Annotated in this window: 20 protein-coding genes and 2 pseudogenes; 9 read left to right on the top strand and 13 right to left on the bottom strand. The window is 72.8% G+C overall.

Features of this window, described 5'->3' with window-relative positions; translation table 11 throughout:
- Nucleotides 1–5: 5 nt before the first annotated feature.
- Nucleotides 6–365, bottom strand: a complete 360-nt coding sequence (locus GR130_RS06515; RefSeq protein WP_159503820.1) for a histidine triad nucleotide-binding protein — start codon at nt 363–365, stop codon at nt 6–8.
- Between the two features lie 124 nt (nt 366–489).
- Here GR130_RS06515 and GR130_RS06510 point away from each other — a divergent pair, with 124 nt between their 5' ends.
- The gene (locus tag GR130_RS06510) at nt 490–918 is read left to right on the top strand and encodes an OsmC family protein (RefSeq protein WP_159503819.1); all 429 of its coding nucleotides are present in this window, start codon (nt 490–492) and stop codon (nt 916–918) included.
- 114 nt (nt 919–1032) lie between these two features.
- Here GR130_RS06510 and GR130_RS06505 read toward each other — a convergent pair whose 3' ends face one another.
- From GR130_RS06505 to hrcA, 4 genes are all read right to left on the bottom strand, one after another.
- Nucleotides 1033–1776 carry a 16S rRNA (uracil(1498)-N(3))-methyltransferase gene (locus tag GR130_RS06505; RefSeq protein ID WP_159503818.1) on the bottom strand — a complete coding sequence of 248 codons (744 nt, stop codon included), beginning with the start codon at nt 1774–1776 and terminating at the stop codon, nt 1033–1035.
- On the bottom strand, nt 1773–2882 hold the full coding sequence (locus GR130_RS06500; RefSeq protein ID WP_159503817.1) for a nitronate monooxygenase: 1110 nt from the start codon (nt 2880–2882) through the stop codon (nt 1773–1775). Before GR130_RS06500 ends, GR130_RS06505 begins: the two co-directional genes overlap by 4 nt.
- A gap of 87 nt (nt 2883–2969) precedes the next feature.
- The gene (gene dnaJ / locus GR130_RS06495) at nt 2970–4109 is read right to left on the bottom strand and encodes a molecular chaperone DnaJ (RefSeq protein WP_159503816.1); all 1140 of its coding nucleotides are present in this window, start codon (nt 4107–4109) and stop codon (nt 2970–2972) included.
- The gene (gene hrcA, locus GR130_RS06490; RefSeq protein ID WP_159503815.1) at nt 4110–5126 is read right to left on the bottom strand and encodes a heat-inducible transcriptional repressor HrcA; all 1017 of its coding nucleotides are present in this window, start codon (nt 5124–5126) and stop codon (nt 4110–4112) included. It lies immediately after the preceding gene.
- Nucleotides 5127–5391: 265 nt separating this feature from the next.
- On the opposite strand from hrcA, the gene GR130_RS06485 reads away from it, so the two are divergent.
- The 3 genes from GR130_RS06485 to GR130_RS06475 all read left to right on the top strand — a co-directional run bounded on the left by GR130_RS06485 (nt 5392) and on the right by GR130_RS06475 (nt 7445).
- Entirely contained in the window at nt 5392–6126 is a 735-nt protein-coding gene (locus tag GR130_RS06485) for an MBL fold metallo-hydrolase (protein WP_159503814.1), read from the top strand.
- A gap of 135 nt (nt 6127–6261) precedes the next feature.
- Nucleotides 6262–7095, top strand: coding sequence for a DUF3097 domain-containing protein (locus GR130_RS06480; RefSeq protein WP_159503813.1), 834 nt, complete (start codon nt 6262–6264; stop codon nt 7093–7095).
- Between the two features lie 74 nt (nt 7096–7169).
- On the top strand, nt 7170–7445 hold the full coding sequence (locus tag GR130_RS06475) for a DUF1876 domain-containing protein (protein WP_201304814.1): 276 nt from the start codon (nt 7170–7172) through the stop codon (nt 7443–7445).
- Nucleotides 7446–7675: 230 nt separating this feature from the next.
- Here the strand turns inward: GR130_RS06475 and hemW are convergent, their stop codons facing one another.
- The gene (gene hemW, locus GR130_RS06470; RefSeq protein ID WP_159503811.1) at nt 7676–8908 is read right to left on the bottom strand and encodes a radical SAM family heme chaperone HemW; all 1233 of its coding nucleotides are present in this window, start codon (nt 8906–8908) and stop codon (nt 7676–7678) included.
- A 236-nt stretch (nt 8909–9144) separates the two neighbouring features.
- On the opposite strand from hemW, the gene GR130_RS06465 reads away from it, so the two are divergent.
- Nucleotides 9145–10098, top strand: a complete 954-nt coding sequence (locus GR130_RS06465) for an IS481 family transposase (RefSeq protein WP_159502972.1) — start codon at nt 9145–9147, stop codon at nt 10096–10098.
- On the opposite strand, the gene GR130_RS06460 is transcribed toward GR130_RS06465, so the two are convergent.
- The 3 genes from GR130_RS06460 to lepA form a co-directional block, all read right to left on the bottom strand.
- The gene (locus GR130_RS06460) at nt 10095–12185 is read right to left on the bottom strand and encodes a SpoIIE family protein phosphatase (RefSeq protein WP_159503810.1); all 2091 of its coding nucleotides are present in this window, start codon (nt 12183–12185) and stop codon (nt 10095–10097) included. The two genes, GR130_RS06465 and GR130_RS06460, sit on opposite strands and share 4 nt — an antisense overlap.
- A gap of 262 nt (nt 12186–12447) precedes the next feature.
- Nucleotides 12448–14331, bottom strand: coding sequence for an AMP-dependent synthetase/ligase (locus tag GR130_RS06455; protein WP_159503809.1), 1884 nt, complete (start codon nt 14329–14331; stop codon nt 12448–12450).
- A gap of 285 nt (nt 14332–14616) precedes the next feature.
- Complete coding sequence (lepA, locus tag GR130_RS06450) at nt 14617–16491, bottom strand: translation elongation factor 4 (protein ID WP_159503808.1); 1875 nt, start codon at nt 16489–16491, stop codon at nt 14617–14619.
- 621 nt (nt 16492–17112) lie between these two features.
- Here lepA and rpsT point away from each other — a divergent pair.
- Together rpsT and GR130_RS40315 are read left to right on the top strand one after the other, a co-directional pair.
- Nucleotides 17113–17379 carry a 30S ribosomal protein S20 gene (gene rpsT, locus GR130_RS06445; RefSeq protein WP_159503807.1) on the top strand — a complete coding sequence of 89 codons (267 nt, stop codon included), beginning with the start codon at nt 17113–17115 and terminating at the stop codon, nt 17377–17379.
- Between the two features lie 569 nt (nt 17380–17948).
- Entirely contained in the window at nt 17949–18971 is a 1023-nt protein-coding gene (locus GR130_RS40315; RefSeq protein ID WP_236572856.1) for a hypothetical protein, read from the top strand.
- 386 nt (nt 18972–19357) lie between these two features.
- Here GR130_RS40315 and holA read toward each other — a convergent pair whose 3' ends face one another.
- On the bottom strand, nt 19358–20344 hold the full coding sequence (gene holA / locus GR130_RS06435; RefSeq protein WP_159503806.1) for a DNA polymerase III subunit delta: 987 nt from the start codon (nt 20342–20344) through the stop codon (nt 19358–19360).
- Nucleotides 20345–20514: 170 nt separating this feature from the next.
- Here holA and GR130_RS06430 point away from each other — a divergent pair, with 170 nt between their 5' ends.
- Nucleotides 20515–20769, top strand: coding sequence for a hypothetical protein (locus GR130_RS06430; RefSeq protein ID WP_201304813.1), 255 nt, complete (start codon nt 20515–20517; stop codon nt 20767–20769).
- A 222-nt stretch (nt 20770–20991) separates the two neighbouring features.
- Here the strand turns inward: GR130_RS06430 and GR130_RS40310 are convergent.
- The 3 genes and pseudogenes from GR130_RS40310 to GR130_RS40305 all read right to left on the bottom strand — a co-directional run.
- Nucleotides 20992–21702: pseudogene (locus GR130_RS40310) on the bottom strand (arylamine N-acetyltransferase family protein); the annotation flags it as partial.
- Between the two features lie 444 nt (nt 21703–22146).
- Nucleotides 22147–24861 (bottom strand): annotated as a pseudogene (locus tag GR130_RS06425) (ComEC/Rec2 family competence protein); the annotation flags it as partial.
- Nucleotides 24862–24995: 134 nt separating this feature from the next.
- Complete coding sequence (locus GR130_RS40305; RefSeq protein WP_236572854.1) at nt 24996–25751, bottom strand: ComEA family DNA-binding protein; 756 nt, start codon at nt 25749–25751, stop codon at nt 24996–24998.
- Between the two features lie 436 nt (nt 25752–26187).
- On the opposite strand from GR130_RS40305, the gene GR130_RS40300 reads away from it, so the two are divergent.
- Nucleotides 26188–26460: a hypothetical protein gene (locus GR130_RS40300; protein ID WP_236572852.1), complete on the top strand. Its 273-nt coding sequence runs from the start codon at nt 26188–26190 to the stop codon at nt 26458–26460.
- Nucleotides 26461–26528 lie beyond the last annotated feature (68 nt).

Raw genomic sequence — 26528 nt, 5'->3', positions numbered from 1 at the left:
GCTCGTTATCCGGGGGGCCACTGGAGGCCGCGGCCACCGAGGACGTGCAGATGCGCGTGGAAGACGGTCTGGCCCGCGCCGGAGCCGGTGTTGAAGACGACCCGGTAGCCCCCGTCCTCGACCTCGTCCGCGGCGGCGACCTCGCGGGACTCGGACAGTATGTCGGCGATCACCTGCGGCTCGGCGGCGGCGAGCGCCGCGGCGTCCGGGTAGTGGACCTTGGGGATCACCAGGACGTGCGTCGGCGCCTGGGGGTTGATGTCGCGGAACGCGACGGTGGTACCGGTCTCCCGGACGATGGTCGCCGGCACCTCCCCGGCCACGATCTTGCAGAACAGGCAGTCGGCCTGCGGTTCTCCCGCCACCGGTGGCTCCTCCCGGGTCGCGCGGCGTGCGCCGTACGCGCCGTGCGTACGCCCCTGGGATGCTAGCGGATCACTAAGCTGGCCCTTCAGACCGCATTGGCCCCACAACCGGGAGTTATGCACCATGGCAACCACCCGCACCGCCACGACCCACTGGGAAGGCAACCTCCTTCAGGGCAAGGGCACCGTCGCCCTGAACTCCTCCAACGTCGGCACCTACGACGTGAACTGGCCGGCGCGCGCCGAGCAGCCGAACGGCGTCACCAGCCCCGAGGAACTGATCGCCGCGGCCCACTCCTCCTGCTACTCCATGGCCTTCTCGCACGGCCTGGCCGGCAAGGGCCACACCGTCGCCTCCCTCGACACCCGGGCCGATGTCACCTTCCAGCCGGGCGAGGGCATCACCGGCATCGTGCTGACCGTCAAGGCCAGTGTCCCTGGCCTGTCCGAGGAGGACTTCCGGACCGCGGCCGAGGACGCCAAGAAGAACTGCCCGGTCAGCCAGGCGCTGGCGGGCGTCAAGAACATCACGCTCCACGCGGAGCTGATCTGAACACGGAGCCGACCTGACGGAGCGCCGGGGCGGCCGTCCGCCCCGGGCACGGTCAACCGCGGTGCGCCGGCCGGCTCCTGGGCCGGCCGGCGCACCCCGGACCTCGGACGGACGCTAGCTCCAGCGCCCGGTGCGCCCCAGCAGCAGCGCGGTCGCCGCCGTGCCGGCCGTGGAGGTGCGCAGCACGGTCGCGCCCAGGCGGTACGGCTTGGCGCCCGCCTCGGCGAAGGCGGCCAGCTCCTCCGGGGAGACGCCGCCCTCCGGGCCGACGACCAGCACGATCGAGCCCTGGGCGGGGAGTTCGGCGGTGGCCAGCGGGGCGCTGCCCTCCTCGTGGAGGACGGCGGCGAAGTCGGCACCGGCGAGCAGCGCGGCGACCTGCTTGGTCGTCAGCGGGTCGGCGACCTGCGGGAAGGTCAGCCGGCGCGACTGCTTGCCCGCCTCGCGCGCCGTGGCACGCCATTTCGCCAGCGACTTGGCGGCCCGCTCGCCCTTCCACTGGGTGACGCAACGCGCCGCCGCCCAGGGGACGATGGCGTCCACGCCGGTCTCGGTCATGGTCTCCACGGCCAGCTCCCCGCGGTCGCCCTTGGGCAGCGCCTGCACGACGGTGATCGTGGGCACCGGAGGGGCCTCGGTGCGCAGTTCCGCCACGGCGACGGTGAGCCGGTCCTTGCCCTCGACGGCGGCGACCGTGCCGTGGGCACCGGCGCCCGCGCCGTCGGTCAGCACGACCTCCTCACCGACCCGCAGCCGCCGTACCGACACCGCGTGCCGGCCCTCGGGACCGTCCAGGGTCAGGGTGCCCCCGGCCCGTACGCCCGCCAGCGAGTCGACGAGGAAGACCGGCGCGGTCATGCGGCACCGCCGGTGGCGTCCACGTCCCCGCCGCTGCGGACCTCGCCCAACGCGACGCGTGCCGCGTCCAGTTCGGACACCAGCACCTTCACCAGCCGGCCGGCGGGCATCTCCCGCGCCAGCCGGTGCCCCTGCCCCGCCCACAGGTTCATGCCCTGCGCGTCGCCGGCCTTGGCGGCGGCCTTGCGGACGGTGGAGGTGAGGTAGTGCACGGCGGGGTAGGCGGCCGGCGCGTACGGGCCGTGCTCGCGAAGGAAACGGTTCACCAGCCCGCGCGCCGGCCGCCCGGAGAACGCCCGGGTCAACTCCGTATGTGTGAAAAGGGGGTTGGTCAGCGCCTGCTTGTGCAGCGGGTTGGCGCCGGACTCGGGCGTGACGAGGAAGGCGGTGCCCAGCTGCGCCATCGACGCCCCGGCGGCCAGCACCGCCGCGATCTGCGCCCCGCGCATCAGCCCGCCCGCGGCGATCACCGGGATCTGCACGGCCTCCCGGACCTGCGCGAGCAGCGCCAGCAGCCCCAGTCCCGCACCGGTGCCGTCCGCGTGCGGATCGTCCCGGTGGGTGCCCTGGTGGCCACCCGCCTCCACGCCCTGCACGCAGACCGCGTCGGCGCCGGACCACTGCGCGTCCTGCGCCTCGGCGACCGTGGTGACCGTGACGACGGTGTACGTGCCGACCTTGGCGAAGCCGTCGAGGACCGCCCGCGAGGGGCAGCCGAAGGTGAACGAGACCACCGGCACCGGGTCCTCGCGCAGGATCGCGAGCTTGGCCTCGTACCCGTCGTCGCAGGGGCCGTCGATGTCGCCGAGTTCGGTCTCGTACCAGGCGGCCTCGCCCGCGAGTTGCTCGCGGTAGACCTCGACGGCGGACGTGTCGGCCAGCGAGGGCTGCGGCATGAAGAGATTGACGCCGAAGGGGTGGTCGGTCAGCGCCCGGAGCTGTTTGATCTCCTGGTACATGCCGTCGGCGGTCTTGTAGCCGGCGGCGAGGAAGCCGAGCCCGCCGGCCTGGCAGACCGCCGCGGCCAGCTCGGACCCGGAGGCGCCGCCCGCCATCGGGGCCTGCACGATGGGGTGACGGCAGAGATCGGTGAGCGCGGTGGGCATGACCACATCGTGTCACGCCCACCGCCCTGCCCCGAACCGGGGCACCGCCTCGAAGTGCGGAACGGCCGGCCGGGGTACACCGTGTGCCTACCGCCCGTTGAACGCGTCCTTCAGGCGGGAGAAGAGGCCCTGCTGGCCGGGCTGGAACTGCCCGGTGGGACGCTCCTCGCCACGCAGCTTGGCCAGGCGGCGCAGGAGTTCCTCCTGCTCGGGGTCGAGCTTCGTCGGGGTCTGGACCTCGACATGGACGATCAGGTCGCCCCGGCCGCCGCCGCGCAGATGCGTCACGCCCCGCTGGTGCAGCGGGATCGACTGGCCGGACTGGGTGCCGGGCCGGACGTCGACCTCCTCCATCCCGTCCAGCGTCTCCAGCGGGCACTTCGTGCCCAGCGCCGCCGCCGTCATCGGGATGGTCACCGTGCAGTGCAGATCGTCGCCGCGCCGCTGGAAGACCGCGTGGGGCAGCTCGTGGATCTCGACGTAGAGGTCGCCGGCGGGGCCGCCGCCGGGGCCGACCTCGCCCTCACCGGCCAGCTGGATGCGGGTGCCGTTGTCGACGCCGGCCGGGATCTTGACCGTGAGCGTACGGCGCGAGCGGATCCGGCCGTCGCCCGCGCACTCGGGGCACGGGGTCGGCACGACCGTGCCGAAGCCCTGGCACTGCGGGCACGGCCGGGAGGTCATGACCTGGCCGAGGAAGGACCGGGTGACCTGCGAGACCTCACCGCGGCCGCGGCACATGTCGCAGGTCTGCGCCGACGTCCCGGGCGCCGCGCCCTCACCGCTGCAGGTCGTGCAGACCACGGCGGTGTCGACCTGGATGTCCTTGGTCGTGCCGAACGCCGATTCGCTCAGCTCGACATCGAGGCGGATCATCGCGTCCTGGCCGCGGCGGGTCCGCGAGCGCGGTCCGCGCTGCGACGCCGTGCCGAAGAACGCGTCCATGATGTCGGAGAAGTTGCCGAAGCCCGCGCCGAAGCCGCCCGCGCCGCCGCCGGCACCGCCGGACTGCGACAGGGGATCGCCGCCGAGGTCGTAGACCTGCTTCTTCTGCGGGTCGGAGAGGACCTCGTAAGCGGCGTTGATCTCCTTGAACCGCTCCTGGGTCTTGGGGTCCGGGTTGACGTCCGGGTGCAGCTCGCGCGCCAGCCGCCGGAATGCCTTCTTGATCTCGTCCTGCGAGGCATCGCGCCGTACGCCCAGGACCGCGTAGTAGTCCGTGGCCACTTACGACTCCGCCAGGATCTGTCCGACGTAACGTGCCACTGCGCGTACCGCTCCCATCGTTCCGGGGTAGTCCATGCGGGTCGGTCCGACCACGCCCATTTTTGCGACGGCCTCGTCGCCCGAACCGTAGCCGACGGCGACGACCGAGGTGGACGTCAGGCCCTCATGAGCATTCTCATGCCCGATACGTACGGTCATGCCCGAGTCCTTGGCCTCCCCGAGCAGCTTGAGCAGCACCACATGCTCCTCAAGGGCCTCCAACACCGGCCGGATGGTCAGTGGGAAATCATGCCCGAAGCGCGTGAGATTGGCGGTACCGCCGATCATCAGCCGCTCCTCGGTCTCCTCCACCAGAGTCTCCAGCAACACCGACAGTACTGTCGAGACCGTGCCGCGGTCGTCCTGCTCGAAGGACTCCGGAAGATCCTGCACCAGCTGCGGCACGTCCGTGAACCGCCGCCCGACGACACGGCTGTTGAGCCGCGCCCGCAGGTCCGCCAGGGACATCTCGCCGAACGGCGACTGGCAGTCGACCAGCCGCTGCTCGACCCGTCCGGTGTCCGTGATCAGCACCAGCATCAGCCGCGCCGGGGCCAGCGCCAGCAGCTCGACGTGCCGGACCGTGGACCGCGTCAGGGAGGGGTACTGCACGACCGCGACCTGCCGGGTCAGCTGCGCCAGGAGCCGGACCGTCCGGCCGACCACGTCGTCGAGGTCGACGGCGCCGTCCAGGAAATTCTGGATGGCGCGCCGCTCCGGGCTGGACAGCGGCTTGACGCCGGCCAGCCTGTCGACGAAGAGGCGGTATCCCTTGTCGGTCGGGATCCGCCCGGCGCTGGTGTGCGGCTGGGCGATGAAACCCTCGTCCTCCAGGGCCGCCATGTCGTTGCGCACGGTGGCCGGGGAGACCCCCAGCTTGTGGCGCTCGGTGAGCGCCTTGGAGCCGACCGGCTCCTCCGTGCCGACGTAGTCCTGGACGATGGCGCGCAGCACTTCGAGCCTGCGTTCGCTGAGCATCCCGCGCACCTCCAGTCCGGCCGTCCCGCCGTGTGTCGTCTCTCCTGGCACTCACCTCAGCCGAGTGCCAGACCCAGTAAGTGTACGGCCGGGTAGCACGGATGCGGCAAGGGCGGGCGTGGTGGGGAGTTGCCCGGGGCCGCGGAGTCCGACCCCGGGAGCGCCCCTCGGCGCCCCCCGACCGCTCCCCGGCCGGCACCCGGTCCGGGCCGCCGGAACGGCCGACCGTCGCGCAACGCTATCGCGATGGCGCTAGCGTCTCGGTATGCGCACTGCATGGGAAGAGGCAGGCTGGGAACAGCTCGACGACGGTGTCGTCCGGCGCCGGATGCCCGGCTGGGACGAGACGGTCGGGGTGATCGCCGGCACCGCCGGGGTCATGATCGTCGACACCGGCGCCACCCTCCGCGACGGCGCCGAACTGCGCCGTACGATCCGCGGCGTACTGGGCCGCGACGTGACGCACATCGCACTGACCCACCCGCACTTCGACCATGTGCTGGGCACCGCCGCCTTCGCGGGCGTCGAGGTGTTCGGCGCGGCCGGCCTGGGCGAGCTGCTGCTGCGCAGCAAGGACGAGCTCCGGCACTCCGCGGTGCGGCACGGCGTCGACCGGGACGCCGCCGCGGAGGCCGCCGACCTGCTGGTCGCGCCGCACCACCACGTCCACGGCGAGCTGACCGTCGACCTCGGCGACCGGCAGGTGCTGCTGGCCAACGTCGGCCCCGGCCACTCCGCGCACGACCTGGCCGTCCTGGTGCCCGGCCGGCACGGTTCCCCGGAGATCGTCTTCTGCGGTGACCTGGTGGAGGAGTCGGGCGAGCCGCAGGCCGGGCCGGACGCGCTCCCCCAGCAGTGGCCCGCCGCCCTGGACCGGCTGCTCGCCCTGGGCGGCGAGGACGCGGTGTACGTGCCAGGCCACGGCGCCGTCGTCGACGCCCGCTTCGTGCGCGCCCAGCGCGACGCCCTCGCCGCCCGCTTCGGCCCGCCGCCGTCCTGAGCCGCCGCCCCGCACCGCTCTCCGCTTCCGCCGCTCCCCCCCTTCCGCCCACCGGTCCGGCCGGTCGGTCAGTCCCACCGGTCCGGCCGGTCAGGCCGGTCGGCCCGCAGAAGTCCGTCCACAGAACAGGCCCTCATGCAGAGCAAGCGCTACCGCCCCGACCTCACTCCCCCGTGGAAGAGGCAGCAGCCGGCGCCCGAAGTGCCCGCCGATCCCGATCTGGTCGTCGAGGAGGTCACCACCGGCTACTGCGGCGCGGTGATCCGCTGCGAGAAGACCGCCGAGGGTCCGACGGTCACGCTGGAGGACCGGTTCGGCAAGCAGCGGGTCTTCCCGATGGCGCCGCGCGGCTTCCTCCTGGAGGGCAGGGTCGTCACGCTCGTACGCCCCCGGAGCCGCCCCGCGCCGAGCGGTCCGGCGCGGACCGCCTCCGGGTCGATCGCGGTCCCCGGCGCCCGCGCCCGGGTCGCGCGGGCCGGCCGCATCTACGTGGAGGGGCGGCACGACGCCGAACTGGTCGAGCGCGTCTGGGGCGACGACCTGCGCATCGAGGGCGTGGTCGTGGAATATCTGGAGGGCATCGACGACCTCCCGGCGATCGTCCGCGCCTTCTCCCCCGGCCCGGACGCCCGGCTCGGCGTCCTGGTCGACCATCTCGTGCCCGGCTCGAAGGAGTCCCGGATCGCGGCCGAGGTGACCGGTGCGCACGCGCTGGTCGTCGGCCACCCGTACATCGACGTCTGGGAGGCCGTGAAGCCGTCCTCGGTGGGCATCGCGGCGTGGCCGGCCGTACCGCGCGGCCAGGACTGGAAGACCGGGGTGTGCCGGGCGCTGGGCTGGCCGGAGAACACCGGCGCGGCCTGGCAGCGGATCCTCTCCGGCGTGCGGTCGTACAAGGACCTGGAGCCGGCCCTGCTGGGGCGGGTCGAGGAACTGATCGACTTCGTGACGGCCCCGGAGGGGGCGTAGCGGGCCCGGGGCATGTGGTGCGCCGGGGCCGTGGCGAGCGCACTCTGGTAGCAGCGATTCCGGAGGTGACCGTCATGTTGAAGACCGTTGTCGGATGGCATGTCGAGCTGGAATTCGAGGAGGACACCCACCGCACCCGGGCCGCCGCGCTGGTCCGGCTGCCCGACGGGACCGAGGTGCGGTCCCATGGTTATGCCAGCCGCCACCCCGCCGACGGGAACCAGCCCCGGGTCGGCGAGGAGGTCGCGGGCGCACGGGCGCTCAACGACATGGCGATGCAGCTGCTGACCAAGGCCCACGACGAGATCGACCAGGAGTCGGGGCGGCAGTCACGCCCGCTGACCCACTGACGTGCCCCGCTGGCCCGCTGGCCCACTGATCCACTGATCCACTGACGTACGGTGCCGCGCCGACGTGCCCGTGATCCGCTGAAGTTCCGTGCTGCGCCGACGCGTTGGGCCGGCGCCCCGTGGACCCGGTGACCCGGTGGCCGTCCCGTGCCCGGCGGCCGGGCGGTCGGACCGCGCCTGACCGGCGAGGGCCCGCCGGTCGGTCCGCTCGGTCCACCCGGCCCGTCCCCTCAGTCCACCAGGTCTCGCACCACCGCGTCCGCCAGCAGCCGCCCGCGCAGCGTCAGCACCGCGCGTCCCGCCTCGTACGGGCCGGGCTCCAGGAGGCCGTCGGCCAGTGCGCGGGCGGCGGCGCGGGCGCCCGCGGGGGCGAGGAGGGAGAGCGGGCAGCCGCCGGCGAGGCGGAGCTCCAGGAGGATGCGCTCGACGCGGCGGTCCTCGTCCGGGAGGACTTCGCGGCCGGCGCCCGGGGAGCGGCCCTCGGCGAGGGCCTGGGCGTAGGCGCCGGGGTGCTTCACGTTCCACCAGCGGACGCCGCCGACGTGGCTGTGCGCGCCGGGGCCGGCGCCCCACCAGTCGGCGCCGGTCCAGTACAGCTCGTTGTGGCGGCAGCGGGCGGCTTCGGACGTGGCCCAGTTGGAGACCTCGTACCAGGTGAAGCCGGCGGCGGTGAGCCGGTCCTCGGCGATCAGGTAGCGGTCGGCGTGCACGTCGTCGTCGGTCATCGGGATCTCGCCGCGGCGGATCCGGCGGGCCAGCCGGGTGCCCTCCTCGACGATCAGCGCGTACGCGGAGACGTGGTCGGGGCCGGCGCCGACGGCCGCGTCGAGGGAGGCCCGCCAGTCGTCGTCGGTCTCGCCCGGGGTGCCGTAGATCAGGTCGAGGTTGACGTGCTCGAAGCCGGCCGCGCGGGCCTCGGCGACGCAGGCTTCGGGGCGGCCCGGGGTGTGGGTGCGGTCGAGGATCTTCAGGACGTGCTGCCGGGCGCTCTGCATGCCGAAGGAGACGCGGTTGTAGCCGGCCGCGCGCAGCTCGGCGAGATAGCGGGGGTCGACGGAATCCGGGTTGGCCTCGGTGGTGATCTCGGCGCCGGGGGCCAGGCCGAACTCGTCGCGGAGGGCGGCCAGCATCCGGCCGAGGTCGGCAGTCGGCAGCAGGGTCGGGGTGCCGCCGCCGACGAAGACCGTCCGCACGGGGCGGGGGTCGTCGCCCAGCACCTTGCGGGCCAGGCGGATCTCCTCGACGACCGTGTCGGCGTAGGTCTCGCGGGAGGCCGGGGCGCCGCCGGAGCCGCGCAGCTCGCTCGCGGTGTAGGTGTTGAAGTCGCAGTAGCCGCAGCGGGTCGCGCAGTACGGCACGTGCAGGTAGAAGCCGAGGGGCCGGCCGGCGGCGCCGGTCAGCGCATGGCGGGGCAGCGCCCCGTCCTCGGGCATCGGCTCACCGTCTGGCAGTGCGGAAGGCATGGGGTCCATTGTCCGTCATGCGGCGGCGGTCCCGGCTCGGCTCCGGCGGCGGCCCACGTCACACGCCCGACCCGCCCCGGGGGGGGCCGCTCCGCCCCTGAGCCGTCGGGCGGTCCTAGGTGTTCTGTCCGGGGAGGTTGTGGACGGTGAGGCAGGTCTCGGCTGGGATCTTGAACAGGTGAGGGCCTTCCGGGTTCGGTGTGGATTGCGACGTCTACACCGACCGAAAGGCCCTCGTGCCCCACCGTAATGCACCCCTGACCGAGACTGGACGGCTGCGTCTGGCCCGCTGCGTCGTCGACGAGGGCTGGACCCTGCGGCGGGCCGCCGAACGCTTCCAGGTCTCGCCCACCACCGCCCAACGCTGGGCCGACCGCTACCGGCTGCTGGGTGAGGCGGGGATGGCAGACCGTTCAAGCCGCCCACACCACAGCCCGCGCCGCACCCCGACACGCACGGAACGGCGCATCATCAAGGTCCGCCTCCTGCGCCGGTGGGGCCCGGCCCGCATCGCCCACCTGCTGCGACTGGTCCCCTCGACCGTGCACCGCGTGCTGACCCGGTTCGGCCTGGCCCGCCTGACCCACCTGGACCGGGCCACAGGCCGGCCGATACGCCGCTACGAACGCGACCGCCCCGGCGAGTTGGTCCACGTGGACATCAAGAAGCTCGGCAACATCCCCGACGGCGGCGGCCACAGGACACTCGGCCGGCAAGCAGGCCGCAAGACCCGCTCGGGAGTCGGCTACAGCTACATCCACACCGCCGTCGACGACCACTCCCGCCTGGCCTACAGCGAGATCCACACCGACGAGAAAAAGGAGACCGCCACCGCCTTCTGGACCCGGGCCCAAACGTTCTTCACCACCTGCGGCATCACCGTCGAACGCGTCCTGACCGACAACGGCGCCTGCTACAAGTCCCACACCTGGCGCGATGCCCTCGCAGCAGCCGGGATCACCCACAAGCGAACCCGGCCCTACCGACCACAGACCAACGGCAAAGTCGAACGCTTCAACCGCACCCTGCTTGACGAATGGGCCTACGCGAAGCCCTACCGCTCAGAGACCGAACGCCGCGAAGCGTTCCCCCAATGGCTCCACACCTACAATCACCACCGCGGACACACCGCGCTCAAGGGCAAACCACCCGCCAGCCGCGTCCCCAACCTCACAGGGCAATACACCTAGGGCACCCCGTTCGCCGCCGCGCGGGCCGCGGCCTGGAGGACCAGCAGCGCCAGGTCGTCGTCCGGCGGCGTCGGCCCGAAGGCGTGGACCGTGCGCCGGATGTGCTCGGCGATGTCCTCGGCGCCCTGCCCGGCCGCCGCGGCCAGGGCCTGGGCCAGCCCGTCCTCGTCGTCGAACAGCCGCCGCCCCGAGCGGCGCTCGGTCACCCCGTCGGTGACGCACAGCAGCGTCTCCCCGGGGCGCAGGTCGAACGACTCGCTGACGTACGCGGCGTCCTCGACGACCCCCAGCAGCATCTGCGGCGCCGCCACGACCCGGACCGCGCCGTCCGCACCCAGCACCAGCGGCAGTGGGTGGCCGGCGCTGGCCAGGGTGCAGCGGGCGCCGCCGGCGCCGCCCCGGTACGGCACGATCTCGCCGTACAGGAGGGACAGGAAGCGGGCCTGCTCGCCCTCCTCGCGGATCTCGACGGGCGCCTCGGCCCCGGCGCCGGCCGCCGCCACCGCCGCCGCGACCGCCGCGACCGAGTCGGCGGCCTCGCGCGCCATGGTCTTGTTGAGCCGGTCGAGCACCTCGGAGACCCCGAAGCCGTCGCGGGCCAGCAGCCGCAGCACCGGCCGGGCCAGGCCGGTGACCGCGGCGGCCTCGGGGCCGCTGCCGCAGACGTCGCCGAGGGCGAAGCACCAGCGGCCGTCCCCGGCCTCGAAGAGGTCCCAGAAGTCGCCGCCCGCCCAGGCACCCTCGCGCGGTTCGTAGACCACCGCGGAGTGCACCCCGGGCACCCGGGCCCGGCCGCGGGGCAGCAGCCGCCGCTGGAGGACCTGGCTGATGCGCTCCTGGCGGCTGTAGGCGCGGGCGGTGGCCAGCGCCCGGGCGGCCCGGCGGCACAGGTCCTCGATCAGCGCGACCACCTCGTCGGGGAAGTGCAGCAGCCCGGCCCGGCCGAGCAGCACGGTGCCGAGCCGGCGGCCACCGGCGACCAGCGGGCAGGCCAGGGCGGCGCCGCCGGGCTCGTAGTGGCCCGGTTCGTGCGGCCAGGGCCAGGGCGCCGCGGTGGGCCTGCCGCCCAGGGCCTCCCCGGCGGCGACGCCCGGCGGCTGCTTCTCCAGGGCGGTGCGCAGCGCGTCGATCCGGCCCTCGGACAGGTGCCAGACGCGTGCCAGCCGCGGCGCCTCGCCGCTCATCGCCAGCCCGCGTCCGGGGGCGCCGCCGTCGCCGTCGTGGAGCCACACCGCGCACCAGTCGGCGAGCCGCGGAACGATCAACTGGGCGGCCAGGGAGGCGACTTGGTCGGCGTCGAGCTGTCCGGAGAGCAGGTCGGACGCCTCGGCGAGGAAGGACAGCGCCCCGCTGTCGACGCCGCCCCGGCCGCGGGCCCGGCCGGCGGTCGCGTCGGGGCCGTCGAGGCCGTCGGGCGGGGCGGTGCGGCGGGGCACCGGGGCGAGGAGTTCGGCGGCTCGCAACCCGCGCCGCAGCAGCTCCTCGTCGACCGCGCCGTACTCATCGCACTCGCCGTACGCCCCGAACGCCCCGTCCACCACCTCCGGTTCCGGCCGTACGCCCTCCGGGGCGCCCACCGGCAGCCGGAACCACACGGTCTTCATCGCCCGGCGGTAGGTCACGCCCCACGCCTCGGCCACCGCGCTGATCAGCTGGAGGCCGTGGCCGCCGCCCTCGTAGGCGCCGGTGTCCTCGCGGGCGCGGACCGGCTGCGTGGGGTGCCGGTCGGAGACCTCGACGACCAGGCCGGCGCGCGGCGGCTCGTCGGGGTCCACTCCCGGCGGGGCGTCCGGGAAGGGCCCCGGCTCCGCGTCCGGGTCGAGCCGGCAGCGCAGTTCGACGGTGGTCCCGGCGTGCACCACCGCGTTCGTCACCAGCTCGCTGACCAGCAGTACCGCCTCGTCCGCCAGCCGGTCGGTGAGCCCCTCGGCGCCGGGCAGCCGCTGGGCGGCCCAGTCGGCGAACGCGCCCCGGACGAACTGCCGCGCGGCGGCCGCCGCCCGCGGGTCGCCGGGCAGACTGGCTCGCAGGGACCGCGTGGCGGCTCCCGCAACGTCGTTCCGTTCAGACGAAGTTGTCGTCCTCATTGAGCAACTCCCGAGCAGCTCCCCTGCAGCGCCGGATGCGCCACCGCCAGGGTGACAGAACGAGCGCACCCATAAGCGGTGAGTTACGGAAGTACGTGGTCAGCGCCGTCAATTCGGCTGACGCCGCACGGTAGTTGACCGACACGGGAAGATACGTCCGAATCAACCTGTATGGACAACTTCACCCGCACCGCCCGTCCGCCCGGACACCGCGGTGCGGGGCGGACCGCCCGGCCCGCCCCGCACCCGCCGTCGCCGGGTCCTATGCCTCCCGCGACCCGGCGTACATCTCCTCCAGCAGGTCCTTGAAGGCCCGCTCGACCGCCGGCCGCTTGATCTTGAGGCTGGGGGTGACCTCGCCGTGCTCGATGTCCAGGTCGCGCGGCAGCAGCCGGAACTTGCGGATCTGCTGCCAGCGCTGGAGCCCTTCGTTGACCCGCTCCACATAGCCGTCGATCAGCTCGCGGACCTGGTCGGTGGCGACGACCTCGGCGTACGTCCGGCCGGCCAGCCCGTGCTCCTTGGCCCAGCCCAGGATCGTCGGCTCGTCGAGCGCGATCAGCGCGGTGCAGAAGTTCCGGTTGGCGCCGTGCACCAGCACGTTGGAGACGAACGGGCAGACCGCCTTGAACTGGCCCTCCACCTCGGCCGGCGCGATGTACTTGCCGCCGGACGTCTTGATCAGGTCCTTCTTGCGGTCGGTGATCCGCAGGTAGCCGTCCGGGGAGAGCTCGCCGATGTCGCCGGTGTGGAACCAGCCGTCCTCCTCCAGGACCTCGGCGGTCTTCTCGGGCAGGCCGTGGTAGCCCTGCATGATGCCGGGGCCGCGCAGCAGGATCTCGCCGTCCTCGGCGATCCGCACCTCGGTGCCGGGCAGCGGCTTGCCGACCGTGCCGGTGCGGTACGCCTCACCGGGGTTGACGAAGCTGGCGGCGCTGGACTCCGTCAGGCCGTAGCCCTCCAGGATGTGGATGCCGGCGCCGGCGAAGAAGTAGCCGATGTCGGGGGCGAGCGCGGCCGAGCCGGAGACCGCGGCGCGCAGCCGGCCGCCGAACGCGTCGCGCAGCTTGGTGTAGACGAGGGCGTCGGCGACCTTGTGCTTGGCGGCGAGCGCGAACGGCACCGAGGCGTTGCCGGTGCGGCGGAAGTTGTCCTGCGAGAGCTTGGCGTACTCGCGGGCCACCTCGGCCGCCCACTGGAAGATCTTGTACTTGGCGCCGCCGCCCGCCCGGGCCTTGGCCGCGACGCCGTTGTAGACCTTCTCGAAGATCCGCGGGACGGCCGCCATATAGGTGGGCCGCACCACCGGCAGGTTCTCGATGATCTTGTCGACCCGGCCGTCCACGGCGATCACCTGGCCGGTGGCGATCTGCCCCGCGGTGAGCACCTTGCCGAAGACGTGCGCGAGCGGCAGCCAGAGGTACTGCACGTCCTCCGCGTGGACCATGCCGGTCGCCTGGATCGCACGCGCCATGTACGCCCAGCAGTCGTGCGGCAGCCGCACGCCCTTGGGGCGGCCGGTGGTCCCCGAGGTGTAGATCAGCGTCGCCAGCTGGTCGGCGCGCAGCGCACCGACCCGCTCCGTGACGCACTCCGGGTGCTCCTCCAGATACGCCGTGCCGCGCTTCTCCAGTTCGGCGAGCGAGAGCACCCAGCCCTCGGGGTCGCCCTCGGCGGGCTGCGCGGCGCTCTCGTCGATGACCACGACGTGCGCCAGCTCGGGCAGCTCGGCGCGCCGCTCGCGGGCCTTGGCGAGCTGCCCGGCGTCCTCCGCGATCAGCACCCGGCTGCCGGAGTCGGCCAGGATGTACGCGGTCTCCTCGGCGTTGGTGCTGGGGTAGACGGTGGTGGTGGCGGCACCGGAGCAGAGCACCCCGAGGTCGGCGAGGATCCACTCGACCCGGGTGTTGGACGCCAGCGCCACCCGCTCCTCGGGGCGCACCCCCAGCGCGATCAGCCCGGCGGCCGTGGCGTGGACCCGCTCGGCGGCCTGGGCCCAGGTCAGCGTCTTCCAGTCGTCCGGACCGGCGGAGGAGGGGACGGGATAGCGGTACGCCTCGGTGTCGGGCGTGGCCGCGACCCGTTCCAGGAACAGGGTCGCCACCGAAGGCGGCCGGTTTTCGATCAGCGTGTGGGTGTCCGTCACGGCATCCTCCGGGGCCCGCTTCATTGCTGGTGACTCGCGAGTAACCTTTGAGCAGTGATCAGAGTAGAACGCGTGACGCCGCCATGTAAGGGGCTGCGGTCGACTGGTTCAGGATGTGACCACCGCGATAGGTGTACGTAACAGTCGTATGACCCGGCGGAGAGCGGCGGCCCGCACCGGCCCCGGCACAGCACAGGGCGCCGGCCCCCGAAGGAACCGGCGCCCCACCACCGGCCACCGGCCGGCTGCTTCCCCCTACCTCTTCCTGCTTCGCCCTGCTTCTTCCTACTTCTTCGCCTTGCCGTCACCCTCGGAGTCCGACGACAGCACCGCGATGAAGGCGTCCTGCGGCACCTCCACGCTGCCGACCATCTTCATCCGCTTCTTGCCTTCCTTCTGCTTCTCCAGCAGCTTCCGCTTACGGGAGATGTCACCGCCGTAGCACTTGGCGAGGACGTCCTTGCGGATGGCGCGGACCGTCTCACGGGCGATGACCCGGCTGCCGATGGCGGCCTGGATCGGCACCTCGAAGTTCTGCCGCGGGATCAGCTCGCGCAACTTGGCCACCAGCCGCACGCCGTACGCGTACGCCTTGTCCTTGTGCGTGATCGCGGAGAACGCGTCGACCTTGTCGCCGTGCAGCAGGATGTCGACCTTCACCAGGTCGGAGGTCTGCTCGCCGGTGGGCTCGTAGTCCAGCGAGGCGTAGCCGCGGGTCTTGGACTTGAGCTGGTCGAAGAAGTCGAAGACGACCTCGGCGAGCGGGAGGGTGTAGCGGATCTCGACCCGGTCCTCGGAGAGGTAGTCCATGCCGAGCAGGGTGCCGCGGCGGGTCTGGCACAGCTCCATGATCGCGCCGATGAACTCGCTCGGCGCCAGGATCGTGGCCCGTACGACCGGCTCATGGACCTTGTCGATCTTGCCGGTCGGGAACTCGCTCGGGTTGGTGACGATGTGCTCGCTGCCGTCCTCCATGTCCACGCGGTAGACCACGTTGGGCGCGGTGGCGATCAGGTCGAGGCCGAACTCGCGCTCCAGCCGCTCACGGATGACCTCCAGGTGCAGCAGGCCCAGGAAGCCGACGCGGAAACCGAAGCCCAGGGCGGCCGAGGTCTCCGGCTCGTAGACCAGCGCGGCGTCGTTGAGCTGGAGCTTGTCCAGCGCTTCGCGCAGCTCCGGGTAGTCCGAGCCGTCGAGCGGGTACAGCCCCGAGAACACCATCGGCTTGGGGTCCTTGTAGCCGCCCAGCGGCTCCTCGGCACCCTTGGCGAGCTGGGTGATGGTGTCGCCGACCTTCGACTGCCGGACGTCCTTCACGCCGGTGATGAGGTACCCGACCTCGCCGACCGACAGGCCGTCCGCCGGCGTCATCTCCGGCGAGTTCGTACCGATCTCCAGCAGCTCGTGCGCGGCGCCGGTGGACATCATCTTGATCCGCTCGCGCCTGCCGAGCGTGCCGTCGACGACCTTCACGTACGTCACGACGCCGCGGTAGGCGTCGTAGACCGAGTCGAAGATCATCGCGCGAGCGGGGGCGTCCTTGACGCCGACCGGGGGCGGCACGTCGCGGACCACGCGGTCCAGCAGCTCGGGCACCCCGACGCCGGTCTTGGCGGAGACCTTCAGCACGTCCTCGGGCTCGCAGCCGACCAGGTTCGCCAGCTCGGCGGCGAACTTCTCGGGCTGCGCGGCCGGCAGGTCGATCTTGTTGAGGACGGGGATGATCGTGAGGTCGTTCTCCATCGCCAGGTAGAGGTTGGCGAGGGTCTGGGCCTCGATGCCCTGGGCGGCGTCGACGAGGAGGATGCAGCCCTCGCACGCGGCGAGGGAGCGCGACACCTCGTAGGTGAAGTCGACGTGGCCCGGGGTGTCGATCATGTTGAGGATGTGGGTCGTCCCACTCCCCTCCTCGCCCTCGGACGGCGCCCAGGGAAGCCGGACCGCCTGGGACTTGATCGTGATGCCGCGCTCGCGCTCGATGTCCATCCGGTCCAGATACTGCGCGCGCATCTGCCGCTGGTCGACGACACCGGTGAGCTGGAGCATCCGGTCGGCGAGCGTCGACTTGCCGTGGTCGATGTGCGCGATGATGCAGAAGTTACGGAGGAGCGCCGGGTCGGTACGGCTCGGCTCCGGCACGTTCGTAGGGGTCGCGGGCACGCAGGATCCATTCAGTGAACGCGGTAGGCGGGACAGGGGTGCGTCGTACGGGGTGTGTCATCTCGTGTCGGACGACGTCTCCCCCATCGTCCCATGAGCGACGGGGGTGGGGCGGTTTGGGCGTCCGCGGGGCGGCCGCCCGGTCCACCCGGACGCGTCGACGGCGGGTTGGGCGGACGCTTCGGCGGCGGGGCGGGCGCGTCGGCAACGGGCGGGGCGGGGCGGTCTTGGCCGGGGCGGTCTTGGCTGGGGCGGTCGGCCCGGGGCGCCTGTGGTCCGTACCGGGATGCCGGTGGCCGGTGGCCGGTACCGGGATGCCTGCGGTCCGTACCGGGGCGGGCGGGGCTGGTACGGGGCGGTACCGGGGCCGTGTGAGGAAACGGTCGCCGGTTGGGGGCGGTCGCGTGCGATGGTGGTCCCCGGTCGGGAGTCGGTCCAAGGTCGGGAGTCGGTCCAAGGTCGGGAGTCGATCCCTGGTCCGGAGGCGATCCCGGTCCGGAGGCGGTCCCCAGCCCGGTTTGGGAGCCATAAACCCTGCTGGTAACCTGGTCCACTGCGCTTCGTGCCCTCTCTCGTGCGCGGCGCACATCGAAACTCCAACGAACCTGAAAAGGCTCTTTCGTGGCGAACATCAAGTCCCAGATGAAGCGGATCAAGACCAACGAGAAGGCTCGTCAGCGCAACAAGGCTGTCAAGTCCGCTCTGAAGACCTCGATCCGTCGTACCCGTGAGGCCGTCGCGGCCGGTGACCTGGAGAAGGCCACCACCGCCGTGCGCGAGGCTTCCAAGAAGCTCGACAAGGCCGTCAGCAAGGGCGTCATCCACAAGAACGCCGCCGCCAACAAGAAGTCGGCGCTGGCCAAGACGGTCGCCGGCCTCAAGGGCTGACCTTCTCTTCCTGACCGCACCAGCTGCGGTCACCCTGCCGCCAGGGACTCAGCGGCCCCTCTCACCGCTCCCTGACCGGTGCACCACCGCGCCGCACGCGGCCTGCGTTCGCCACGCGGGTGCGGCGCACCCGGCTCGCTCGGCGGAATCGCCGAAGCAGCCACACAAGCTGGATACGGAAGCCCCGTCTCCGCCCCTCTCCGGGGCGAGGGCGGGGCTTTTCGCCGTGTGAGGCGGCGGGGGGACGCGGTGAGGTGGAGCTGGTGCCGCGGGCCGGGGTGGGATGGGATGGGATGGGATGGGACGGGATGGCGTGCGGGTCGCAGGGGCTGCGGGGGGGACGGCGCGCAGGTCGGGCGGCGGGCAGACCTGGGACAGCGTGCAGGTCCGGCGGGGGACGGGCAGAGGTGGGACGCGAACGCCAGGGGCCGGGCGACACGACCTCAGAGGCTAGAGGGCCAGGGGGTCAGGGGCCTGGCGACATGGTCCGGGATATTCGCTCCCATCCCCGATATCTGGATACCTCCGAAGCGGGTTGACTGTCGGCGATGTCCCGCTACGCTGCGGCCATGTCCAACACGGGGGACCAGAACAATCCCTACAACGCCCCGCCGCAGCCGAGTCCTTACGGCCCGGCTCCCGCGCCGCAGAACCCGCCGCCCGCCCAGCAGAATCCGTACGCGCCGCAGAACCCGCCGGCCGGGGCGCCGCCTCAGGCGCCCGGCAGTTACGGCTATCCGGCGATCGGCACCGCCGGGACACCGGGAGCACCCGGAGCACCGGGAATTCCCGGCATATCCGGGGTGCCCGGCGCACTCATAGGCACCGCGCCAGGCGCACCCACAAGCGCCGCGGGGGTACCCGGCATACCAGGAGGGGCCCCGCTCGGCGGCGTTGCCGGCGGCACGGGCAGCGGCGTCTCCGGCTGGCTGTGGGCCCTCGGCGGCGCGGTCGCCGCCACCGCCATCGGGGCATCCGTGCTGTTCGCCACCGGTGGCTTCTCCTCGAAGCCCAGCCCCGACCTCAAGGGCTACGCGTACAAGAGCGACCTCTGCGCCGCCACGTCCATGACCCCCTTCGAGAACGCCCACCTCCAGACGAAGCCGAGCAGCGGGACCACCGGCTCGGCTTCGCCCGGATCGCCGACGGAGAACCCCCAGCACAGCGGCACCCAGCAGCCGTCGATGGACTCGATGTGGTGCAACGTCACGCTGACGCCGGACGGCGCCGGAAGCACCGGCTACTCCTCGACCTGGCTCTACAACGCCGTCACGCTGCACAAGAAGTCCGACCCCGCCCCGGAATTCGCGGACAACTACCGCTCCTGGGAGAAGCAGGAGACGTCGGTCCACTACAAGGTCGCGTCCGTACCGGGCATCGGCGACGAGGCGTATCTGGTCACCCGCGACGACACCTCCAACAACACCGGCGCCTACGTCATCCTCGCCGTCCGCGACGGCTGGCTTACCTACCAGTCGACCTGGTCCAGCTATACGTCGAGCACCGCCACCAGCAAGCCGCCGACCACCGACCAGATCACCACGATGCTCGAAGCCAGCGCCAAGGACACGCTGCGCCGGCTGAAGGGGTGAGCGGCGGCGGGCAGGCCGGGTAGCGCGCGGGCCGGGGCAACCCGGCTGCGGGCGCCGCTGGTTGGGGCCCGCAGCCGAGTCGCCCGTCATGGGGCACGAGCGGCTGGGGGCCTGTGAGGGAGGCTCGGCATGGGCCCGTCGTAAGTGACCGTGCGGGACCCGTGGGTGGGACCCATGAGTTGGGCCCATGAGTTGGGCCTGTGGGTGGGGCCTGTGGGTGGGGCCTGTCGTGGCAGCCTGCGGGGAGGTCGGTCGGCTCGGCACCATGCGACCACCGCCACATCCGGCGCCAGACCCATCCGCACGCCAGACCCGCCCGCCTACACGCCCGCACACCGCAACGCTGTCGGGCGCCGCCTTCGGCTCTCCCCCGCCGCCCGCCTCCCCTAGCGCCGGGAGCGAGCCGCCCGGGCGATCGCCACCACGGCCTTCTCCAGGGCGTATTCGGGATCGTCCCCGCCGCCCTTCACCCCCGCGTCGGCCGCGGCCACCGCGCGCAGCGCCGTCGCGACACCGTCCGCCGACCAGCCGCGCATCTGCTGCCGTACCCGGTCGATCTTCCACGGCGGCATCCCCAGCTCGCGGGCGAGGTCACCGGGGCGGGCGCCGCGCGGTGCGGAGGCGAGCTTGCCGATGGCTCGGACGCCCTGGGCCAGCGCGCTGGTGATCATGACCGGCGCGACACCGGTCGCGATCGCCCAGCGCAGCGCCTCCAGCGCCTCGGCGGCCCGGCCTTCCACCGCCCGGTCGGCGACCGTGAAGCTCGACGCCTCGGCCCGGCCCGTGTAGTAGCGCGCCACGACCGCGTCATCGATCGTGCCCTCGACGTCGGCGGCCAGCTGCGAGCACGCCGACGCCAGCTCCCGCAGATCGCTGCCGATCGCGTCGACCAGCGCCTGGCACGCCTCCGGCGTCGCCGAACGCCCGGCAGCCCGGAACTCACCTCGGACGAACGCGAGCCGGTCGGCTGGCTTGGTCATCTTGGGGCAGGCCACCTCACGCGCCCCGGCCTTACGGGCCGCGTCCAGCAGGCCCTTGCCCTTGGCCGCGCCCGCATGCATCAGCACCAGAGTGATCTCCTCAGCGGGCGAGCCGAGATACGCCTTGACGTCCTTGATGGTGTCCGCGGACAGGTCCTGGGAGTTCCGCACCACCACGACCTTGCGCTCGGCGAAGAGCGAGGGGCTCGTCAGCTCGGCGAGGGTGCCGGGCTGGAGCTGATCCGAGCTGAGGTCGCGCACATCGGTGTCCGCGTCGGCCGCCCGGGCAGCCGCCACCACCTGCTGCATCGCGCGTTCGAGCAGCAGGTCTTCCTGGCCCACCGCGATCGTGACGGGGGCAAGGGGGTCGTCGTTAGCTGTCTTCCTGGCCATCGCGTCCCAGCATCCCACGCCCCACTGACATCGCCTCCCGCACCACAGCCCGCCCACACAGCAGCCCGTTTGCGCCGCGGCCTGTCTGCGCCGCGGCCCGTCTGCACAGCCGCCCGGCCGCGCTCCGGCCCGCTTCCCGGAACGCCGTACCGCTCCCCGACAATGGTCCGGTGAACGACACACATCACCTGCGCCACGTCCTCGTCCTCCCCGACCGCGACGCCGCGGAAGAGGTCGCCGAGGCGCTGACCGAACGCTTCGGCGTCGCCGAGGCACCCCAGCTCGTACGGGACGCGCTGGCCGGCGAGGACGACGCCGAGGACGCGCAGTGGCTGGTGGTCGTCGAGGACCCGGAGGCCGCCTACGACGCGGACCGGCTGGACGACCTCGCCGCCGAGTACGAGGGCTGGCGCGAGGAGGAGTGACGACCGGCGGCAGCCCGGGCACCCGTCACCGAGCGCCGGGGGGGCATCGCTCCCTGCCCCGATCACCGCCGCCGACGGGGGCCTCCCCCCCCCCGGCCCCCAGCCCCTCCCCACCCTCCCCACCCCGCCCTTCGGTTAGCTCCCGGTCTCCGGCCTCCGCCCTCCCCACCACTGCTGCTTCTACTCCTGCATCTGCATCTGCCTCTGCATCTGCCTCTGCATCTACTTCTGGTCGATACCGGTGAACGTGGTGACGACGGGCTCCCTGTCCAGCGAGATGCCGAAGTGGCTGCGATAGGCGGACAGCACCTCGGCCGCGCCCAGTTCACGTTCCTCGCGCGCACCATCGGCCCCGGTGACCAGCAACGTACGGCCGGAGAGCGTGACCCGGCCGGTCTCGGTCAGCCGCGAGCAGACCAGCGACTGGGTGAAGTGCGACCGGGGCGAGGTGCGGTTCCACCAGCAGCCGACCTCGAAGTCCGCGAGCGCCCGCGGGCGTTGCTCGACCCTGTACTGCGGAACCCCGTCCCGCAGAACGTCCAGATCCCCCTCGTCGGTCTCCTCGATACGGAAAACGCCCCCGGGATCCGCCTGATCCTCCCGACTGTCCAGCCGCAGCGGATAGTGGCTGTGCCTGCCGAAACCGACATCCGTGAGCCACGGCCCGGTCGGAGTCCGCACCCGCAACGCCAGGTGGTCATACGGAATCCCGATCCCGTCGGGTCCGAACACCCGCGCCGACAGCAGTGCGACCTCGTAGCCGAGTGCCCGGAGCAGTATCGCGAAGGCTCCGTTGAGTTCGTAGCAGAACCCGCCCCGCCGCGCCCCGACGATCTTCTCCAGCAGCGGGCCCTCCGCGAGCACGATCTCCTCACCGAGATGGATCGAGAGGTTCTCGAACGGCACGGCCCGCAGATGGCTCAGATGCAGCCTCCGCAGCGCTTCGGCATCCGGCACGGCGGGCCGGTCGGCACCTATCCGCCGGAGATACCGGAGAGACGCATCGGTCGTGCCGGGCGCCCCAGGCTCACCGGCCACGCCTGTCGCACTCCTGTCGTCAGGCACACCGGTCGCACCTATCGCACCCCTGCCGTCAGGCACACCGGTCGCACCTATCGCGCCCCTGCCGTCAGGCGCCTCGGTGACGGCCGTCGGATCCGTAGGGTGGATGGGGTCGATGCGGTTGATGGGGTCGATGCTGTTGATGGGATCGATGGGGTCGGCGTGCATCAGAAGTGTGTCCTCTCCATCGGATCTGCGTCCTCTCCATGATGGAACGGGCGCCGAGGCGGGGTCGACGGCCGGCTCCTCCCCTGGACGGTGGTCCCGGCGGCGGCGACGTCTGGCGGAGCCCGTCCGGCGAAGGGAACGGCGTCCGCTGACCACCGCGGACAGCTTGGCCGGGGTGCCCAGGACCGCGAGGGCCCCGTCGGTGTCGGTGCGCAGTACCCGTGCGCCCTGGCCACGCAGCGCCGCGATCGTGCGGGACGCCGGATGCCCGTACGGATTTCCGGCACCGCAGGAGATCAGCGCCAGCCGCGGCGCCAGGCGGTGTATCAACTGGGGGTCCTGATAGGCGGATCCGTGGTGCGCCACCTTGAGGACGTCGACCGCGGACAGCTCCGGATGAGCGGCCAACAGGGCCTGCTGGGCGCCCGGTTCGAGATCACCGAGCAGCAACACGGTCAGACCCCCCGTACGGACGAGCAGCGTGACGCTGGCGTCGTTGGGGCCGGTGAGCCCAGCGGTGCCGGGTGCAGCGCCGGTGACGCGCGATGCCACGGGTACCAGTGGGGGCACCGGCCGTGGGGGCATGGGCGGTGAGGGAACCGGCGACATCGGGAATGGCAGGGGCGGGACCGGCGGGGCGAACGGCGCGGGTGGCCAGAGCACTTCCCAGGTCAGCGTGCCCAGGCGGCGCCGCTCCCCCGGTACGGCGACGGTCACCGGAACCCGCGCGTCCGCCGCCACCCGACGCACGGACCGGACCTGGCCGTACGGTTCCTGGAGCGACGTGGTCTCGATCGCGCCGACCGAACGGCCGCGCAACACCCCTGGAAGCCCGTCCACATGGTCGGCGTGAAAGTGCGTCAGGACGAGGAGGGGGATGCGCCGGACGCCGAGTTCGCTCAGGCAGCGGTCGATGGCGCGCGGGTCGGGCCCGGTGTCCACCACGAGTGCCGTACCGTCCCCGGCGGCCAGCACCAGGCCGTCGCCCTGCCCGACGTCGCAGGCCACCATCCGCCAGCCCGGCGGCGGCCAGCCGGTCAGGATGCGGGTGAGCGGCGCGGGACGGCACACCGCCAGAACGAGGGCCAGCGCGCACAGCACGCAGAGCCAGGGCCGGCGCAGTGCCCGGCGGCCGACCGCCAGCAGCACCACGGAGGCGGCGGCGAGCGACAGCCCGCCCGCCCAGCCGCCCGGCCAGGCGAACTCCGCCCCCGGCAGCGCCGCTCCCGTGCGCGCGACCCAGGCGATCCACCCGGCCGGCCAGCCCGCACACCACGCCAGCCCCTGAGCGAGCGGGAGGGCGACGGGAGCGGCGGCGAGGGCCGCGAAGCCGAGGATCGTCGCGGGGGCCACGGCCAGCTCGGCAAGCAGGTTGCAGGGCACCGCGACCAGCCCCACCCGCGCCGCGATGACCGCGATCACCGGGGAACAGACCACCTGGGCGGCCGCCGCGGCGGCGATCACCTCCGCGAGCCGGGGCGGCACCCGGCGCCGCCGGAGGGCGTCGCTCCACGGCGGGGCGAGCAGCAGCAGCGCGCCGGTGGCCAGGACGGAGAGCAGAAAACCGTAACTCCGGGCAAGCCGGGGGTCATAGAGGACCAGCAGCAGGACGGCAGCGGCCAGTGCGGGAAGCAGCGAACGCCGTCGGCCGGTGCCGATCGCCAGCAGCGTGATCAGCCCGCAGGCGGCGGCCCGCAGCACGCTCGGATCCGGGCGGCATACGACCACGAACATCAAGGCGAGCCCGCCGCCGACGAGGGCGGTACCACGCAGCGAAAGTCCCAGCCGCCGTGCCAGCCCGCGGCGTTCGGCCCGGGCCGCCAGGTGTGGTGGGCCGATCAGGAGAGTGAGCACGATCGTCAGATTGCTGCCGGAGACGGCGAGCAGATGCGTCAGATCGGTGGCCCGAAAGGCATCGTCGAGGTCCTGTGGCACACGGGAGGTGTCGCCTACGACGAGGCCGGGCAGCAGCGCCCTGGCATCCGGACGCAGGCCCTCGGTGGCTTCCCGGAGCCCGGCACGCAGCTTCCCGGCCAGTTGCTGCAGGGCGGAGGGCGGGCCGACCGTGCGCGGCGGCCCGTAGGCGGTGATCCGCAGCACCGCGGCGACCGGCTCGGCCGACGACAGTGGCGGTACGGCACGGGCCGCCACCCGGATACGCGTCGACGGCAGCAGCCCACGCCACTCCGGCAACGCCCCGCCGGATCCCTCGGCCCGGCCTCCCGTCCCCGACGCGTCCGGCACACCGGCCGGGCCTCCGCCCGCGGACTTCCGGCCACCCGCACCCCGTTCCTCCGAGCCATCCCCCGGCCCCTGCCCTGCCCCCTCCCCTTCCCTTGAATCGTCCCCGGCACCGTGTCCCGAGCCTTTCCGTGCATCGTGCTGCTGGACGACGGCGAGCACCGGGGTGCGGACGGCGGTGACCGACCCGTCCGGTGCCATGACACGGACGGCATCGGCGGTGAACACCAGTGACGGTGGCGTGCGTTGCGACCCGCGCACCTTGGGCCGGGTCATCCGTGGGTCGCCGGTCAGCTCCAGCTCCACAGTGAGCCGGGCGTTCCGCTGTGCCCAGACCGGCAGCGGACCGCTCCGTGCCTCCGCCGCGTGCAGCGCCCCGGACGCCGCCCCCGCCGCCGCGCACAGCAGCACCGCCGCCACGGCGACGAGCGCCCCCGCGGACCAGATGCGAGCCGGGCGCGAGCGGTCCGCCGTCCGGTCCTCGCCCACCGCGGACGGGCCTTCCCTGGCCTTCGCCCTCCACAGAGCGCAGGCCGCGAGCGCCACCGCCACCGCACAGGCCACGGCCACGCCACCGCCCGGCGCGTCCAGGCCGATCGCGGCAGCCGCCCAGGCGGCCAGCGCCGGTGCCACCAGCCGGAGGTCGGCCGGGCCGGGCTGCCGCCGCTCCGACACGTCCGCCTGGTCGCGATCGGCGGGCACGGAGCCGGGAGTGGCGTCCACGCGGTCGGCCGGATCACGGCTGGTCGTCATCGTCATGGCTCCACCAGAGGGCGCAGGTCGGCAAGCCGCCGATCACCGATACCGGGCACCTGACGGAGCTGGTCGACGGAGGTGAACCCGCCGTGCTGGGTACGGAATTCGATGATGCGGCGAGCGAGGGCGGGCCCCACCCCGGGAAGGGCGTCGAGCTGCTGCTCCGTAGCCGTACCGAGACTCACCGGCCCGCCCGCACCACCGCCCTGCGGCCCGCCCCCAGAGACACCACCACCGACACCGCCGGCCCCACCGCCGGCGTTGCCGCCGCCCTCCTCGCCGACCACGATCTGCTCGCCGTCGGTCAGCAGCCGAGCCCGGTTCAACCCGTGGGTGCTCGCGCCGTGGAGCACTCCGCCCGCGGCATCCAGCGCATCGATCACCCGCGCCCCCGCCGGCAACCGGTGAATCCCCGGATGCCCCACCTTCCCCACGACGTCGACGACCACCATCCGACCGGCCGCACCCGGCGGCCCGCCCGTAACGGAGGCAGCGGACGCACCGTTCGCCGCCGACGGCTGCCGGGACGACGAACGTCCAGCGGGGCCGGGCGCCGCGGGCGCGGCCCGCTCGGCGGTCGGGGCGCCCACCGGCTCGGGTCGCGCGGCCCAGAAGTGCTGAACGGCGAAGCCCATCGCCACCACGAGCACCACGGCCAGCGCGGCAAGCGCCTTGGGGTCCGTGCCGCACCTCAACTGCACCCACAACGGCAGCCGTTCCCGTACGGCGGACCACACCCGCCCCGGCCGCCGCACGCCGGGCGGATCGTGCTCACGCGACGGCGGCGCACGATGGGCATGCGGTGGATCCGCCCCGGCGCCATCGCCGGCCGGCCTCCCCACCCCGCCGCCCCGCCCCGTGTGCGCATCCGCATCGGCAGCGCCCCACGTTCCGATGGCACCCTGCGTATCGGCCGCGCCGGGAGCACCGGCAGGGGCCTGAGGGCTGGCGGCGGCACGAGGACCGGCACTGGGTCGCGCGTCTACGTCAACGCCGGCGTCTGCGTCTGCGTCTGCGTCTGCGGGCGCATCGTTACCGCCGTCCGAATCCGCGTCCGCTCCTGCGACTGCCGGCGCCTCCGCTTCCGGCTCCGGCTCCGGCTCCGGCTCCGCGCCGAAGATCGCGGCGGCACGCACCCGCATGCGCTCCCGCTTCCATTCCCTCAGTCGCTCCCGCTCCCGCCGCCCTCGCATGGACGGAACGACCGAGAAGGAGGGAACGGGAGAGGGAAGAACAGCGGAAGGACCGGAGGAGGGGACAGAGGAAGTGGCAGAGGAGGAGATCGCGGAAGGGAAGGAAGCCCGCGACGGAACTGACGAAGAAACGGATGAAGAGGCGGATGGGGAGGCGGATGGAGAGGCGGACGGGGAGACCGACGAAGACGCAGATCGGAAAGTGCTCATAGCTCTCGACGGTAAGCACGGCGCGCGAATCTCGCCGATCTGCGTCAAATACCGTGGATAACCATCGAGTTGTGGATAACTCCGTCACCCTTACGGGCAAGCGCGGCCCACACCGGACGCACCTGCCGC

It is taken from the genome of Streptomyces sp. GS7, from assembly GCF_009834125.1.
Classification (GTDB): Bacteria; Actinomycetota; Actinomycetes; order Streptomycetales; family Streptomycetaceae; genus Streptomyces.
Note: the sequence above shows the minus strand (reverse complement) of the source record. Positions and strands in the feature narration are given on the sequence as shown.